The 15,072-nt window shown below is 50.7% G+C and carries 14 protein-coding genes and 1 tRNA gene; 7 read left to right on the top strand and 8 right to left on the bottom strand.

Translation table 11 applies throughout. The features are described 5' to 3' along the window. Positions 1–3: 3 nt before the first annotated feature. From proA to MOQ06_RS13360, 3 genes are all read left to right on the top strand, one after another. Positions 4–1,257, top strand: coding sequence for a glutamate-5-semialdehyde dehydrogenase (gene proA, locus MOQ06_RS13370; protein WP_242173506.1), 1,254 nt, complete (start codon positions 4–6; stop codon positions 1,255–1,257). Between the two features lie 111 nt (positions 1,258–1,368). Next, positions 1,369–1,444, top strand: a tRNA-Thr gene (locus MOQ06_RS13365). A gap of 62 nt (positions 1,445–1,506) precedes the next feature. Then, entirely contained in the window at positions 1,507–1,785 is a 279-nt protein-coding gene (locus MOQ06_RS13360) for a hypothetical protein (protein ID WP_242173503.1), read from the top strand. A gap of 124 nt (positions 1,786–1,909) precedes the next feature. Here MOQ06_RS13360 and MOQ06_RS13355 read toward each other — a convergent pair whose 3' ends face one another. Further along, positions 1,910–2,161, bottom strand: coding sequence for a hypothetical protein (locus MOQ06_RS13355; protein ID WP_242173501.1), 252 nt, complete (start codon positions 2,159–2,161; stop codon positions 1,910–1,912). Positions 2,162–2,970: 809 nt separating this feature from the next. On the opposite strand from MOQ06_RS13355, the gene MOQ06_RS13350 reads away from it, so the two are divergent. Next, on the top strand, positions 2,971–4,488 hold the full coding sequence (locus MOQ06_RS13350) for an AAA family ATPase (RefSeq protein ID WP_242173498.1): 1,518 nt from the start codon (positions 2,971–2,973) through the stop codon (positions 4,486–4,488). Next, complete coding sequence (locus MOQ06_RS13345) at positions 4,488–5,345, top strand: endonuclease (protein WP_104917887.1); 858 nt, start codon at positions 4,488–4,490, stop codon at positions 5,343–5,345. Before MOQ06_RS13350 ends, MOQ06_RS13345 begins: the two co-directional genes overlap by 1 nt. A 364-nt stretch (positions 5,346–5,709) precedes the next feature. Here MOQ06_RS13345 and MOQ06_RS13340 read toward each other — a convergent pair whose 3' ends face one another. The 6 genes from MOQ06_RS13340 to MOQ06_RS13315 all read right to left on the bottom strand — a co-directional run bounded on the left by MOQ06_RS13340 (position 5,710) and on the right by MOQ06_RS13315 (position 11,687). Beyond that, a complete protein-coding gene (locus MOQ06_RS13340; protein ID WP_242173495.1) occupies positions 5,710–6,456 on the bottom strand; it encodes a class I SAM-dependent methyltransferase in 747 nt (248 codons plus the stop codon). Positions 6,457–6,466: 10 nt separating this feature from the next. Then, positions 6,467–6,724, bottom strand: a complete 258-nt coding sequence (locus tag MOQ06_RS13335; RefSeq protein ID WP_003863178.1) for a YjhX family toxin — start codon at positions 6,722–6,724, stop codon at positions 6,467–6,469. Positions 6,725–7,002: 278 nt separating this feature from the next. Next, positions 7,003–8,940 carry a bifunctional diguanylate cyclase/phosphodiesterase gene (locus tag MOQ06_RS13330; RefSeq protein WP_242173492.1) on the bottom strand — a complete coding sequence of 646 codons (1,938 nt, stop codon included), beginning with the start codon at positions 8,938–8,940 and terminating at the stop codon, positions 7,003–7,005. Positions 8,941–8,957: 17 nt separating this feature from the next. After that, positions 8,958–9,452, bottom strand: a complete 495-nt coding sequence (locus MOQ06_RS13325; RefSeq protein ID WP_242173489.1) for a molybdopterin-dependent oxidoreductase — start codon at positions 9,450–9,452, stop codon at positions 8,958–8,960. A 204-nt stretch (positions 9,453–9,656) separates the two neighbouring features. Further along, complete coding sequence (locus MOQ06_RS13320) at positions 9,657–10,868, bottom strand: major royal jelly family protein (protein ID WP_242173486.1); 1,212 nt, start codon at positions 10,866–10,868, stop codon at positions 9,657–9,659. Positions 10,869–10,892: 24 nt separating this feature from the next. Then, a complete protein-coding gene (locus MOQ06_RS13315) occupies positions 10,893–11,687 on the bottom strand; it encodes an SDR family oxidoreductase (protein ID WP_242173484.1) in 795 nt (264 codons plus the stop codon). A gap of 98 nt (positions 11,688–11,785) precedes the next feature. Between MOQ06_RS13315 and MOQ06_RS13310 the strand changes: the two genes are divergently transcribed. After that, positions 11,786–12,685 (top strand): LysR family transcriptional regulator, encoded by a 900-nt coding sequence (locus MOQ06_RS13310; protein WP_242173482.1) that lies wholly within the window; start codon positions 11,786–11,788, stop codon positions 12,683–12,685. Between the two features lie 16 nt (positions 12,686–12,701). Further along, positions 12,702–13,211 (top strand): hypothetical protein, encoded by a 510-nt coding sequence (locus MOQ06_RS13305; RefSeq protein ID WP_242173480.1) that lies wholly within the window; start codon positions 12,702–12,704, stop codon positions 13,209–13,211. A 30-nt stretch (positions 13,212–13,241) separates the two neighbouring features. Here MOQ06_RS13305 and MOQ06_RS13300 read toward each other — a convergent pair whose 3' ends face one another. Beyond that, the gene (locus MOQ06_RS13300; protein ID WP_242173478.1) at positions 13,242–15,026 is read right to left on the bottom strand and encodes a diguanylate cyclase; all 1,785 of its coding nucleotides are present in this window, start codon (positions 15,024–15,026) and stop codon (positions 13,242–13,244) included. Positions 15,027–15,072: the final 46 nt, after the last annotated feature.

Genomic DNA, 15,072 nt, shown 5'->3' with positions numbered 1-15,072 from the left:
AACATGCTGGAACAAATGGGCGCAGCTGCGAAAGCCGCCTCTTACAAACTGGCGCTCCTTTCCAGCCGCGAGAAAAACCGCGTGCTGGAAAAAATCGCTGATTATCTGGAATCTCAGTCGCAGGAGATCCTGCTCGCTAACGAGCAGGATCTCCTTGAAGCGCGTCGCAACGGCCTGAGCGACGCGATGCTCGACCGCCTGGCGCTGACCCCGTCACGCCTGAAGGGCATCGCCGACGACGTGCGTCAGGTGTGCAACCTCGCTGACCCGGTAGGGCAGGTGATTGACGGTGGTGTGCTCGACAGCGGGTTGCGTCTGGAGCGTCGCCGCGTGCCGCTTGGCGTTATCGGCGTGATTTATGAAGCCCGTCCTAACGTGACGGTGGACGTCGCATCCCTGTGCCTGAAAACCGGTAACGCCGCCATCCTGCGCGGCGGGAAAGAGACCTGGCGCACCAACGCGGCGACGGTAAAAGTCATTCAGCAGGCGCTGGAAGAGTGCGGCTTACCGGCGGGGGCCGTACAGGCGATAGAAAGCCCTGACCGCGCGCTGGTGAACGAGATGCTGCGCATGGACAAATACATCGACATGCTGATCCCACGCGGCGGTGCGGGTCTGCACAAGCTGTGCCGCGAGCAATCCACCATTCCGGTGATCACCGGCGGGATTGGCGTATGCCATATCGTTGTGGATGACACCGCCGAGGTCGAACCTGCGCTCAGGATTATCGTCAACGCCAAAACCCAGCGCCCAAGCACCTGTAATACGGTGGAAACGCTGCTGGTGCATCAGGGCATTGCGAACGCCTTCCTGCCTGCGCTGAGCAAGCAGATGGCAGAAAGCGGCGTCACGCTGCACGCGGACGAAAATGCGCTTGCCCTGCTGAAAGACGGCCCCGCGACGGTGGTTCCGGTTAAGGCGGAGCAGTACGACGATGAATTTTTGTCCCTGGACCTGAACGTGAAGGTGGTTGCCGATCTCGACGACGCCATTGCGCACATTCGCGAACATGGAACCCAGCATTCTGACGCGATCCTGACGCGCACCCTGCGCAATGCCGATCGTTTTGTGAATGAGGTGGATTCGTCTGCGGTTTACGTGAATGCCTCCACGCGCTTCACCGACGGTGGCCAGTTTGGTTTAGGCGCGGAGGTTGCTGTCAGTACCCAGAAACTCCACGCCCGCGGTCCGATGGGGCTGGAAGCACTGACCACCTACAAGTGGATCGGCTTCGGTGACGATACCATTCGTGCGTAAATAATCACGGGTGATGCAAAAATAGCCGTTTGATTCAAAAGGGCATTGACGCATCACCCGGTTAGATCTACTCTTTTGCCCCGTGGTTACACTCGTAACCGGCCTCTCAGGGCCGATATAGCTCAGTTGGTAGAGCAGCGCATTCGTAATGCGAAGGTCGTAGGTTCGACTCCTATTATCGGCACCATTCATATCGCGTAGTTACGCATCATTTGTACCATCCTTATTTTCATCGTTAGACAGAACATATTGAAAATTAAGTCTGTTTATCTCGCCTTTTCCCGAATTGCATCAGAGTACGGGCTGGTGATTAGCGCGGTTGCCGATCTGGTCGGCGCGGTGAGGAAAGACGTCGCGCAAATTACAGCTGTCCGAACCTGGTATAACAATCTCGTTTACGGGAAGAATGACGATCCGTCAGACGTACAGCCACGCATAACCGGTCTTGATCAGTTAAGCGAACATGTCAGCGCGATGCTCAAAGGCAGTCAGCGGCAGACACATTCAGAAGAGAAGCAGGCCGCCTGAGGGCGGCTTTTTTCTGCCCGGAGGGAAACACACGATGCTGTTAAGTAAATCAGCCTACGCCAGGCATATGGGCGTTAGCCGGCAAACTGTTTACGGCTGGATAGCCCGCGGTGAAATTGTAATTTCAGGCGATAAAGTGGATGTTGACGCATCGCAGGCTAAACAAAATTCTGTTGGTGCTGGCGAACACCTGACTGAAATGACGTGGGCGCAGGCCGCCGCATGGGTATGAAAGCATGACGGCGGGAAAGAGCTGTCGGATGATATTGATGCTGGCCAGCGGATAGAGGCTGCAGCCGCTGAGCTGGGTTTTGATGTTCAGCACGAGCCCGATGAACAATTGCTGATTCTCTTCCGGCCGGATGAAGAAACCCACAGCTTCTATGGCAAAGACCGTGCAGCAGGCGCTTTACGGTTTCTTCGTTCTGAGCTGGCTTACGTTGCCACAATGCACCCCGATACGCTGGATGACTGGAACAAAACTGGTTTAATGTCACTCTGCCTGCTGGACGGCGAAAAACTGTAAACCCCCCAGCCCCTCATACTTGACACTTTTTCGCGAGAAACTGGGAAAAGTGTCAACCCAACCTAACGGATCCTGACGCCTACGAACAGCAGCTACGGCAGAAGTGTAAAGGGCTGGCGTTGAGATTTGTTGAGCCTTGGCTGTTAACTTTTGTTAATCCTGATGCGAAGCAGGGCAGGTGTCAGCCTGTTATGGTTTGTTATGCCTCACCAAAAAAGTGTCAGCCGCTGCCGCTTCAGAAAACTTCAGGTACACGAACTCGTGAAGGGGGGTGTTAAGCACTCCCCCTTTGCATCCATCCTCGAGCCTCTTTCAGATCGCTGTTCTGGTTTGCCCGGACGCTGGCGTTCAGATTGAGTTGTCAAAAGTTGTCACCCACCGGCAGCGCCACTGGGGATTTTTGGCAGAACGCGCTCTAAGTTACAGTTGCTTCATTGTGAAAGCTTGAAGTTGAGATAAACCAGAAAAACATCCTAAAATCGCAAGACAATAATGATAGTTAAAACAGTGAGTTAATGTATTTTTGTTAAATTTAAACACTTTTAGTTGAACAACTAATTTTGCCAAACCAACAGCAAAAATGAATAAAATTATGGAGATTTAATCCGCTATTGACATAATGATGTTCACTATACTCATGCAGGACAGTCGAGCATTTTATGAACATTTTAATCATCCCTCGAGAGCAAAGAATCCCTTATTCAGGGGTAAACACAGCTTATTTACATGTTGATCGCTGGGATGATTATTCGTTCATAACAATGTTTTATTTGTCTTTACATGATGAATCAGGAAATTTGCATGAAATTGGAAATGTCAAAATTGGATTTCAAGGGCAAGTTATTGGAAAACCAACATATACAACCTTAGGACATGCTTTTCAGGCTTTACCAAATGGATATTTTTCAGTTGGTCAAGACGTGGAGTATTATCAAAAAATATTTAACCTTTCCGATTCTATCAAAAATAAAATTCTTGAATCATTAAAGGATATAGCCTATTCAACAGAGGCCATGGCAATAGCCGAGACAGAAGATGTTTTTAAAACATCTCTTCTTAGAGGTGTTAGTTTGTCAGTTATCAAAGGACAGTTCACTAGGGTTATAGAAGGAAAAAATCCATTAACAAACTTTAAATTTAAATTCTTGAGGCCTGCTACGGAAAAGATGTCAGGTATAGAGTTAATATTTAAAGTTGAAATAGACGAAAAACCCAGTACGAATATTCATGCAATAATAGGTAGAAATGGAGTAGGTAAAACAACCCTACTAAATGGAATGATTGAGGCAGTTACCAGCAGAGGGCAATCAAATTCAAAATTTTATGATGTTGAAGGCTTCTCTGAAAGTCCAATAGGAAAAGATTATTTTAGTAGTTTAGTGTCAGTCTCTTTCAGTGCTTTTGATCCTTTCGAACCTCCAACTGAACAAGATGATCCTTCAATGGGAACGTGTTACTTCTATATAGGTTTAAAAAAAGAGGGAGAAGTACTTAAGGGTCTTAATGATATTCATGAAGATTTTATTCAAGCATTAAAGCAATGTTTTAGCCAAGGCCCTAAAAAAAATAGATGGGTTAGCGCTATTGATACTCTTGAATCTGACGAAAATTTTGAAAGTATGGATCTTAAAGACCTTGTGCGTTTTACCGGTGTAGATTTAGTTAGTAATGCTCGAAAATTAATTAAGAAAATGAGTTCAGGACATGCTATTGTTTTATTAACCATCACGCGATTAGTTGCTACTGTGGAGGAAAAAACATTAGTTCTAATCGATGAACCTGAAAGCCATCTACATCCTCCATTACTTTCAGCCTTTATTCGAGCTCTGTCAGATTTGTTACTTGACCGCAATGGTGTAGCACTCATCGCAACACATTCACCAGTAGTTCTTCAGGAAGTGCCAAGAAGTTGTGTTTGGAAACTCAATCGCTCTCGATTAGTAACCGTAGTGCGTAGACCAGATATAGAAACTTTTGGTGAAAATGTTGGGGTTTTAACGAGAGAAGTTTTTGGTCTAGAAGTAGTGAAATCGGGTTTTCATGACTTATTAACACAATCTGTTGAATCAGGTCTATCTTATCAAGATATCATTGATGAATATAAAGGTCAGCTTGGGGTTGAAGCAAGGGCATTATTAAAAGCTTTAGAAATCCACCGGGATAGGGGGGCCAACTAGTGTTTAAACTTAAAAGACCAATATATACTTATGGTAATGCATTAACTTTATGTTGTAATGGGATTACTGGGAATAATGTTTTGCTAGAAAAAGTTCATAATGCTTCAGCTGATTTGGAGTTACAAGTAAGTGCTTATGAAAATTCAGCATTAACTGAAGAACTATTCACAATTCAACCTATCAATATTGATGGCGTTGCAGACCCTATAATATTAAATGATTTGAAAAAGTCAGACTTCATAAAGTTATACAATAATTATTTGGTCGGAATGACGAAGCCAGCAAGAGTAATTTATGATGTACTTATGTCGTCAGCTAATGAAAAATGTCCTTTTTGTGGTGGGATAGGGCGTCCAAGGAATCTAGACCATTACTTACCTAAGGCATATTTTCCACAGTTTGCCATTGCACCGTTGAATCTTGTTCCATCCTGTCGGGATTGTAATATGGATGGTAAGGGAGAGAATTTTGCCATATTAGCTAGTGAGCAAATACTTCACCCCTACTTAGATAATGATCGTTATTTTAATGAGCAGTGGATTTTCGCACGATACTTAGCGGGTGCCCAAGGTGAACCTGGGGTAATTGAATATTTTGTTTCTCCTCCTGATGAATGGGACGCAAATCAAAAAGAGCGTGTGATAAAGCATTTTAATGATTTTAATTTGTCGTTAAGGTATTCGAAAGAAGCAAGCGCAAGACTTGGCACCTTATTGTCTCAATATAATGGATTGCTTCAAATACCTTTGGATAAAGAAACATCGAAGCAAATTATATTTCAGACAGTTATAGACAATGCGCCATTTGTCAATCATTGGGAAAGGGTAATGTGTTTGGCACTTCTGCGAGATCTTTAGTATAGCAAAAGTTTTATTCCAGCTCATTCGGGACAACCAACCTGCAAACGGCATTGTATAAAGATGGATGATTAAAAATTTTGGGGGTACCTTGCGTATTTTTTTAAACATTATCTAAACAAATCAATGAGTTTGCATCTAGAAATTGTTCCTATTATCGCATCATCTCCTGATTTTCTTTTTTCTACTCAACTCTATAAAACCATTAAAATATCATAAATCATCTGGTTAAGGTTTGAACATACGAATTGAAATCTGATATGCGGTTTTATGGATGGGTAAACCGTTTTCATAAAATGCTTTGTTTTCGTTAAAAACAATACAAATGGCGGCACACCCCTAAGGCGATACCGCCAGCTCTACATTATCGTGCCATTAACGCAAACACGCCCCAGCCAATGTATTCCCGCGTATAGGTCACATGGCGTTCAGGCGCTATTGTCAGCTCCGCCCTAATCTCCTCGGCAAAACCATCGTCGGGGTTTTCCTCCAGCCAGCGACGCATGGTCATCCATTTCGCGGCTTCGTATCTGTCCCAGCCTTCCTGGTCTGCCAGCACCATTTCCACCAGGTCATAGCCCTGTTGAGCGAAAAATGCGACAAGGCCGCGCAGGGTGAGAAAGTCTGCGACAGACGTGACGCCGCAGGCCAGAGCTATCTCTTCCGTCGCGGGAATCTGACGCCAGTACGGTTCGCCGATGAGAATCAGCCCGCCGGGCATAAGGCTCTTTGCCAGCAGTTCGATCGTCCCGGCGACGCCGCCTGCAATCCATGTTGCACCTACGCAGGCCGCCATGTCGCACTTTTCATCCGCGACGTAGCCCGCCGCGTCGTTATGGATAAAATGGAGCCGTTCGCTGACGCCGAGCTCTTCCGCGCGGCGCTTTGCCTGCGCGGTGAAGAGCGGGCTCATGTCGATGCCGGTGCCGGTCACGCCGTAGTCACGTGCCCAGGTACACAGCATCTCTCCCGAGCCGCTGCCGAGGTCGAGAATGCGCGTGTCCGGCTTCATGCGTAGCACGCGGCCCAGCGTGGCATATTTTTCTGGCGTGAAGGGGTTATGAATGCGGTGTTCACTTTCGCTGATAGTAAAAATACGTGGGATATCCATAAGCCTTTCCTTAACGATTATCAGGCTGGGCGCGAACGTTGTTCAGCCCGGTGGTATTAATGCGGTAGGGCTGACCGTTAACGGATTTGATCAGCTTTTTGGTTTTGAGCTTTTTGAAAACGGCGAGCGTGCAGTCGGCCAGCAATAGCCCTTCGCGGCTGTAGCATTCAACGGCGGTAACGCGGCCGGACGTATCGCGAACGTGCACGATACGGCCACCTTTGGCGAGAACGTGTAAGGTACGCTGTTCCTGACGGGATAAATTCATACTGGAAAACCTGTTTAATCATCATGTGCAAACGTGCAAACACACGGCGGTGTTCGCATACGATTTCAGCGCATTGATAATCAGTCCGGCCTGAAGGGGCAGGGAGCTGACTATCGGATGATTACATTCTCCAGCATCAAAGCCTCGGGTTGAGTTGAGAGGTATTTACGGCGTGAATAATAACACCTGGTTTTTGTAAGTGAATAACCGGAGCTGAAAATTGTGATCCCGGTTGGCGCCTGCGGGCGATGCGTTATGTTTAGCCCGCTGAGCTGATGTCATTGCAGGCCGCGCTTAATTTTACCGTCGACCTCAGGCAGTGGTTTACTGAAAAGGTATCCCTGCACCAGCTCGCAACCCAGCGCCTGAAGACGTTCAAGCTGCTCTTCGGTCTCAACGCCCTCGGCAATCACCCCCATGTTAAGGCTTTTGGCCATACCGGTAATAAGCTTCACAATATTAAGCGCATCTTCCTGCGTGGAGATTGGATTGACAAAAGATTTGTCGATTTTGATTTTATCAAAATTCAGCTCGCTGAGCCGTGAGAGCGACGAATAGCCCGTCCCGAAATCATCGATTGAAATTCTTACGCCCAGTGAGCGTAGCTTTTTGAGAATGGTAATAGGATTATTTCTGTCGCTAAAGAGTGAAGACTCTGTCACTTCTAGCTCAAGGCGATTGGCCGGTAGCCCGGTCTCCGTCAGAATAGACTGCACCATGGTAATAAACGATTTGCTGCCCAGCTGAACAGGCGAGACATTCACGGAAATCATTGCCGGAACGGCCCACGAAGCCGCTTCCCTGCAGGCAAGCTCAAGCACCGTTTTACCAATCTCGTTGATCATGCCTGTTTTTTCAGCGGCAAAAATAAAGCGATCCGGGGACAGCATCCCCTTTTCGGGGTGTCTCCAGCGAATGAGCGCTTCATAGCCGTAGATCTCCTTGCTGAAGGCGTTGACGATAGGCTGATAATAAATTACAAACTCATTATTCTTTATTGCCTTTGCCATATCAATTTCAAGGTTTCTGCCTTCCTGCAATTTTTGCAACATCCGTTGCCGGAAGACTTTAATCTGCTGTGAGCCTGCCTTTTTGGCTTCATAGAGGGCCAGATCGGCGAACTTATACAGATAATCAGCGCGTCGTTCATTATCTGATAAAACAATGCCCACGCAGGTGGCAATTTTTATGAGCTGGTTATTAATTGTGTAGGGCTTGCTGATATTCTCGCTGATTTCTCTTGCGCGCGAAACGGCAGCGCTTTCGGTTAGCCCACTGGATAAAAAAGCAAACTCGTCTCCGCCTAAACGGTAAAATCTGTCTGAAATGCTGCTCATGGCGGTCAGGCGTCTGGATACCTGGCGTAACAGTAAATCGCCAGCATCATGACCATAGGTATCGTTGACCTCTTTGAACCGGTCTAAGTCAAATAACATCACCGTAACGGGGGCGTGATTTTCTTCGGCCTCAAGATTGAGTTTGCTGAGGTCATCCCAGAAGTACAGACGGTTTTTCATGCCGGTGAGGGAGTCATGGTAAACGTCATACTCCAGCTTTGTATTCTGAATCTGCAGGGTCTCTTTTGATAACTGAAGCTCTTCTGCAAGACTTTCAACCTGCCTGTGCGCTTTAAGGATGTTTTTATTTTGATAGATTGTTAAAAAGCCCAGAATAATACTCAAAATAACCAGCAGTAAAGAGAGCGCTGAATAGATATAATACAGGATCTGTATTTTATGGTTGGTGTTGTTAATCGTGCTTATATCTTTCGTTAACGCGCTTGATGACAGCTGGCTGAGTGGCGCATCCAGCAAATGCATGGTTTGCAGGTATGCTTTTACGTCCGAATGGCTCATCTTTTCGAGATTAGCATCCAGATAGGTAAGTATTTTATCAAGGCTTAACGCGAGGTCGCGATGCGCTTGATCGTTTTTAATATAATGTCCTAAATCACCCTCCTTAAATAAATCATTCTGGCTTAGCATAATTTCCAGGCGCATGCGGACCTGGTCTACCGTAACGTCATCGGAATCGGTTGCGTACAGACCAAGCCATGATTCAAAGCGGTAATATTCGGATACCAGCTGGGCGACAGACCATGACTCCGTGTAATGAGTCAGTTTTTGAAGCTCCTGCTGTCGGTCATAGACAAGAAAAGCAATATAGCCAGTTGTAATAAAAAGAGAAAAAATGATACCAACCAGTATCCTGTTCATTATGTTCTCCTGAACTGCTATTCAATCTTCATCTTGCTGACCTGCCATGCCGATCGCGAGTAATAAATTTGATTATTGAGTTCAGGAAGACTGTCATAGGGATATACGATGAATGCCGGACCTTTATCGCGGATGCGCATATATTCGCCATTAACCTTTAGAGCAAGTATGGCATTGTATTTTTTAAAGTCGCTGAGCGGGATGGCTGTCGCGTAATCATTAAGCGCAATAACATTAACCACGTTACCCTTTGCGCCGACATAATCCATGAGTTTGCTCATCGGAACACCCTCAAACTTAGTGCGGCCATTATACCAGGGAGACGATGTCTGGAAACTCACCACACCCAGCTTTTCAAGGCTGGCGATATCAAACACGGCTTTTCCATTTTCATTCGTGTTCTCGATATTACCGTAAATCGTTAAAATGGGTTTACCAGCAGGTTTTGGCAGCTCACCCGCCAGGGTGGCGCTTTGTACTAAAAAGCAGCACAGCATTAGGATTAATCGCATTTCAGCCTCCACTTTTTAACTTAAGTATAAGAATTATAATTTAGTTATCCTACTAGTTTATATATTTTCTCTCTCCACTCGTTTATCCATCATCCTCAGGATGTAAAAACGCCACCCGTCGGGTGGCGCAGCGGTATTTAGCGATTATTTGTCTGGGCTGGTAAGTCTTACAGCAGGGGTGAGCAGAGGCTTTAAGGCCGTTCGTTACCGGATCGGAACGGCTTTCTCCGGCGTCAAGGCCTTTGCCGGTAAACGCCATAGATCATAGCGCTCCTCACCGGCCTTAACCGCTCCCGCGAAATGATCGTTCAGCCGGCTGGAGGTGAAAATCAGATCGCCATCAGGGCGGATCGTCGGCGTGTCGGGCCAGTAGACGCCTTCGTTCGACGCGAGCGGTGACATCACTTTGCTGACGGGATCGTACCTGACGATACCGTTACGGGTGACGTCTGTGATGTAGAGATTGCCCTTCGCATCGGTCACGATCCCGTCAGTGTTGCCGCCCACGTCACCCAGGTCCTCAATTCGGGACGCGATTTGCGTATCGGTTGAACCCGGCTGTCGCAGGATTGCCGTCGGCAGCGCGTAGGCATGGGTTCCCGTCGTGACTGTCCAGTACAGCGTACCTGCATCCGGTGAGAGCGCAATGCCGTTGATGCCAATCAGCAACGGTTTACCCGGCCATACCTCGCGTCCGTGTGCGACAACCTTTACGCCCGGCACGTTCAGCAGGGCAGGGTGCCGGTCCAGTACGCGCCGGGCCTTGCCGGTGGTGAAATCAACGATGATAAGACCAGCACGATTGTCAGGCGCGCTGCGCGATCCGCTGTCGGAGATATAGGCGACGCGGCGACGCTCATCAACGGCTACGTCATTAAGGAAACTGGCCTTACGATCGGCCACGCCATCAAGAGCAATGCGTTTGATGGTGCGCCCTGAGTTCAGATCCAGCACCACCAGTTTTTGCGAGCCCGCCGGAGATTCCGCTTCTCCCGCGACGAAGCCCATATCCAGCGCCCATAGCCAGCCGTTACTGCGATCGATATAAAAACCGAGGACGTTGCGCAGGCTTTGCCCGTAAGGCCCGTCCACCGCATTTCCCTCGCGTGAGGGGAATGCGGTCAGGCGTGCCGGGCCCGACGAAACCGCGGTATCCAGAACGCTCAGCGTGGCGGGCGCGCCGGCGGATACCAGCCGGGGGGTACTGACGTAGGCTGTGCCTTTTGCATCAAAGTGGATCCCGGCGATGGGAGCATTCACCGACCCGGAAAACGCCGCTGGGGCTGCCGCGCGATCGGCCAGATCCCAGCTTACGCCAGCATAGCTGCGCCAGCGTTCAAGGGTTGCGCCACTGGCCGCGCTCGTGAAAGACAACAGCGCCACCACCGCGATGGCGGGCAAACTACGTTTAGACATGTCTATACTCCGGTGAACTCACTGTTACAGAATGGAGCGGAACGTGCCGCCCTCGACGCGCACCGCAGCTCCGTTAGAGGCCGCGCCAAGCGGGCTTGCCAGCAGCGCAACCATTGCGGCTATCTCGTCTGCTTCGATCATTCGCGCAATCAACGAGCTGGGACGGTAGGTCCTGAAGAAATGTTCTTCGATTGCCCGATCGGTCATCCCCGGTTCAGGTGCGGTCTGGCGAAGATACTCAATGATGCCGTCGGAGCGAGTCGCCGAAGGAAGAACGCTGTTCACCGTTACGCCAGTGCCTTTGGTCAGCTCTGCCATACCGCGCGAAACGGCGAGCTGTGCAGACTTGCTGACGCCGTAATGCACCATGTCTGGCGGCGTGAACGCGCCAACTTCACTGGACATAAAAATCACCCGGCCCCAGCTGCGTTCCAGCATGCGCGGGAAATAATGCCGGGACAGGCGAACCCCGGACATAACGTTAATATCGATCATGCGCAGCCAGTCTTCGTCCGTGATGTCGGCGAAAGGCTTAGCTTCGTAAAAACCCAGATTATTAATAAGAATGTCGGTATCCGGGCAAGCCGCAAACAGCGCTTCGGCACCCTCAGCGCTTCCCAGATCTGCGATAACGGCGCCGATCGGCACGCCAGGCGCGGCGCTGCTGATATCGGCGACGGCGTTTTGCAGCTTCGCCTTTTCACGTCCGGTGATGGTCACCGCAACGCCTTCTCGCGCCAGCGTGCGGGCGATGGCCAGGCCAATCCCTGCCGTTGCGCCTGTAACAAGGGCTGTCTTACCGCTGAGTTGAAGATCCATAATTTTTACCTTCTGATGATGTGTGAGGCCACTTTACTCATCGCTCAGCGGGGGATAAATTAGCGAAATTGAAAAACATTTGTTCGTGAAAGAGCAAAATGAGCCGAAAATTTGATTATCTTGGCGATGTCGAAGCCTTCATTACCGTTGTTGAGCACGGCTCATTTACTGCCGCCGCGGTTGTCCTCTCAACCACGCCCTCGGTACTGAGCCGTGCAGTTACCCGCCTTGAAGCGCGCCTTGGGCGTCAACTACTGCAGCGCACGACCCGTCGTGTAGGGCTAACGGAAGCAGGGCGCGTGTATCTGGAGCAGGCGCGCGCGGCGTTTTCTCTGCTGGATGAGGCTGAACGTGAAGGACGGGGGCAGGAGGGCAACTTAACGGGCCGCGTGCGCATGAGCGTGCCAACCACCTACGGGCACTACCGTCTGCCCTCCCTGCTGGCACGCTTTGCCCGACAATATCCGAACGTTAAGGTCGAGCTGAACATTACCAACCGCAACGTCGACCTGATCGCCGAAGGATTCGACCTCGCGATACGTTTGGGCCAGATGCCCGACAGCGGCTTAGTCGCCCGTAAGCTGGAGGATGCCGCGCTGGTACTGGTCGCGTCACCGGATTACCTCCATCGAATGGGAAACCCTCATACGCTGGAGGAACTACGGTTGCACATGTGTTTGCCGTTTATCCTGCCGCGTACCGGCCGCATTGCACCGTGGGTATTTCGTGAAGACGGACGCGATATTGACTGGCTGCCCGTTTCTTCCGTCGAAACGTCAGAGGACGTGCTTGGCGTGGTTTCCCTCGCTGAACAGGGTATGGGGATTTGCCAGAGCTATGCGTTTATCGTCCAGGAGAGGATCCAGCGGGGCCAGCTCGTTGAAGTGCTTCCGACGCTGCGGGGGCGGTCGCGGCCTTTCTCGGTGATCTACGCGCCACACCGACGTCAGTCGGCGGCCGCCCGGGCAATGATTGATCTTCTGACCGCGCAAAAATGACAAGGACGCCTCTACTATGAAAAAAAAGGCTTACCGGTATTTGCTCCCAGCGATCGTGGGAGCGGCGGCACTGTTATGTGGAGTGATTGTCTGGCGAGCAGAAATTTATCGCGTAACCTTTCTCAATACCCGAGGGGCGCTGTGCGTTGTGATTGGTACAGGCCTGCTGACAATATTCCTGATGTCCATCGTATTCGCGAAGGGTAATCTCAAAGGTAAGCCCATTTCTGACTATCTGAAAGCCTGCCTCGGCGCCGTCCTTTTAAGCTATCCTGTTGCCGTTTTCATTGTCATTACCACAGCCTGGATGCTGGATGGAGAACAATCCGCCTGGAGCGAACCTTACCGCTATTCCTCGGGCGGCCGTCACAGCTGTGAGGGAGCGGTGGTCAATGAGCCAGAATTGAAAAATGAGATCCGTGTCTGTAAGCCGTTGGGGAATTATTCGTCCGATAATATCCTGTACGTTGAAAAGCGGAGTAATGCACTGGGAATTGTGGTCCTTTGGGCAATAACGCGCCCCTGACAGGAGAGTGCCAGTGGAAAGGTACTTCTGCTAACCCGCCTCCAGCATCCCAAAGCTGACAATCCGCGCGCGCCCCAGCTCTTTCGCCCGGTATAGCGCGACGTCCGCCGCGCGCAGCAGATTATCGCCCTGGGCGTGCTGGGGATAGCTGGCGATCCCGATCGAAACGTCCACCGGGCCAATTTCCGAAAGCCCGTAGCGCAGCAAAAGCGCGTGCACGCCGTTGTAGATCTCCGTTGCGGCGGCGTGCGCTGCCTCCTCATCCGCGCCGGTGAGAAGTGCCAGGAACTCTTCGCCACCGTAGCGGAAGGCCAGCCCGGTATCGTGTACCGCCCGTTGAATAATGGTTGCCACGCTTTTGATCACCAGATCGCCGGCCTCATGACCAAAGCGGTCATTAATGCTCTTGAAGTGATCGATATCGATCATCAGGCAGCTTACCGGCTCATCGTTACGCACGGCCTGCTTCATTTGAGTACGTAACGTATCCTCCAGATGGTGGCGATTACGCAGCCCCGTCAAGGGATCGAACAGGGCTTTTTCCAGAAGAGCATCCCGCAGCCGCTGGTTAGCCAGCGCCAGGCCCAGCGCCTCGGCCATCAGTTCCAGATAGGCGCGGGACGGCGCGGTTTCAGGCGTGATGTTCAGGAACGAGAGCAACCCAATCGCCTCGCCCTGAGCAATTAAGGGAACGCACAGCGATTGCCGTGCCTGGGATTCAGGCAGATGATAACAGCCGATATCCGGCTCGCCGTTCACCGGCGGATGGCTTTGACCACGCCGGACGGCCCAGCATTCGTCAGGATGGAACGGCTTTTTATCCCCTTCGGGCGACAGCCATTCGGCCGCGCAGCGCATCTGCCACGGATCCCGCTCCAGAATATACAGACGCCCGGAAACCCCCGGCGCGATATTGGGCGCAAACAGCTCCGCCACATTCATCACGTCGGCAAAGTTTTCACAGCCCTGAAGCCGCTGGGTCATTCGCGCCAGCAGCTCGCGGATGGCCCAGTCAGCATCGCGCTCTTTTTCCAGCCGCTGCCTTGCCAGCCCGTTCTCGCGGAAGATGCGGATGGCCTGCGCCATATCGCCTATTTCATCAACCTGGGTGAAGTTTGGCGTTTCGACGGCGTAATCCTGCGATGCCAGACGATGAACCACGTCACTCAGACGCACCACCGGACGGAGTACGCGGCGCTTGAGGATAAAGCCCATCACAAACAAGAAGAGCAGGGCGGTCAGGCCGACCATCACCTCAGAGGCAGTGCGAAGCGTTTTCGACGTTTTGGTCGCAGCCTGCACGTCGGCAATAATGCGCTTGTCCAGCAGCATGCGAAAGCGTTCGATATTGTTCTGCGCCCGTTCGAGTTCCAGCTCATAGCTCTTACCAAAAAGCAGCGCAACGGCCTGCTGTTCTTCGCCCCGTGCGATGCCGTCAATGGCTGCCTGCTGTTCATCCTGGAGTTCGTCTACAATTTTCAGACCGTCATACAGCAACGCCAGCTCTTCGCCCGATGCCCCCGTGTTTTTGAGCTGGCGCAGCGTGTGTTCAATATTCTTCAGCTCAGCTTCTTTCGCCTGGTATTTCTCCAGCACGTCGGGCTCTTTTTTGATGACGTAAAGGCGCGCCAGATCGGAGAGCATCCAGGTATCTATCTCGATCTCTTCCGTAAGCTGATCGAAGACCTGGCGTTGTTTAACGGCTTCACGTTCGATGTTGTCGGCGTGGGAAGCCATCAGCATGACGATGCCGGAGGCAATGGTCAGGCACACCGTGACGCCATAAGCCCAGTTTGTGATCGTGGCGATTCGCACCTGTTGGTTTCCTCTGCGACAAAAATGGAAGAGCGTTCTTTTAAGA

Source organism: Enterobacter sp. I4, assembly GCF_022669095.1.
In the GTDB taxonomy this organism is placed as follows: domain Bacteria; phylum Pseudomonadota; class Gammaproteobacteria; order Enterobacterales; family Enterobacteriaceae; genus Enterobacter; species Enterobacter pasteurii.
Note: the sequence above shows the minus strand (reverse complement) of the source record. Positions and strands in the feature narration are given on the sequence as shown.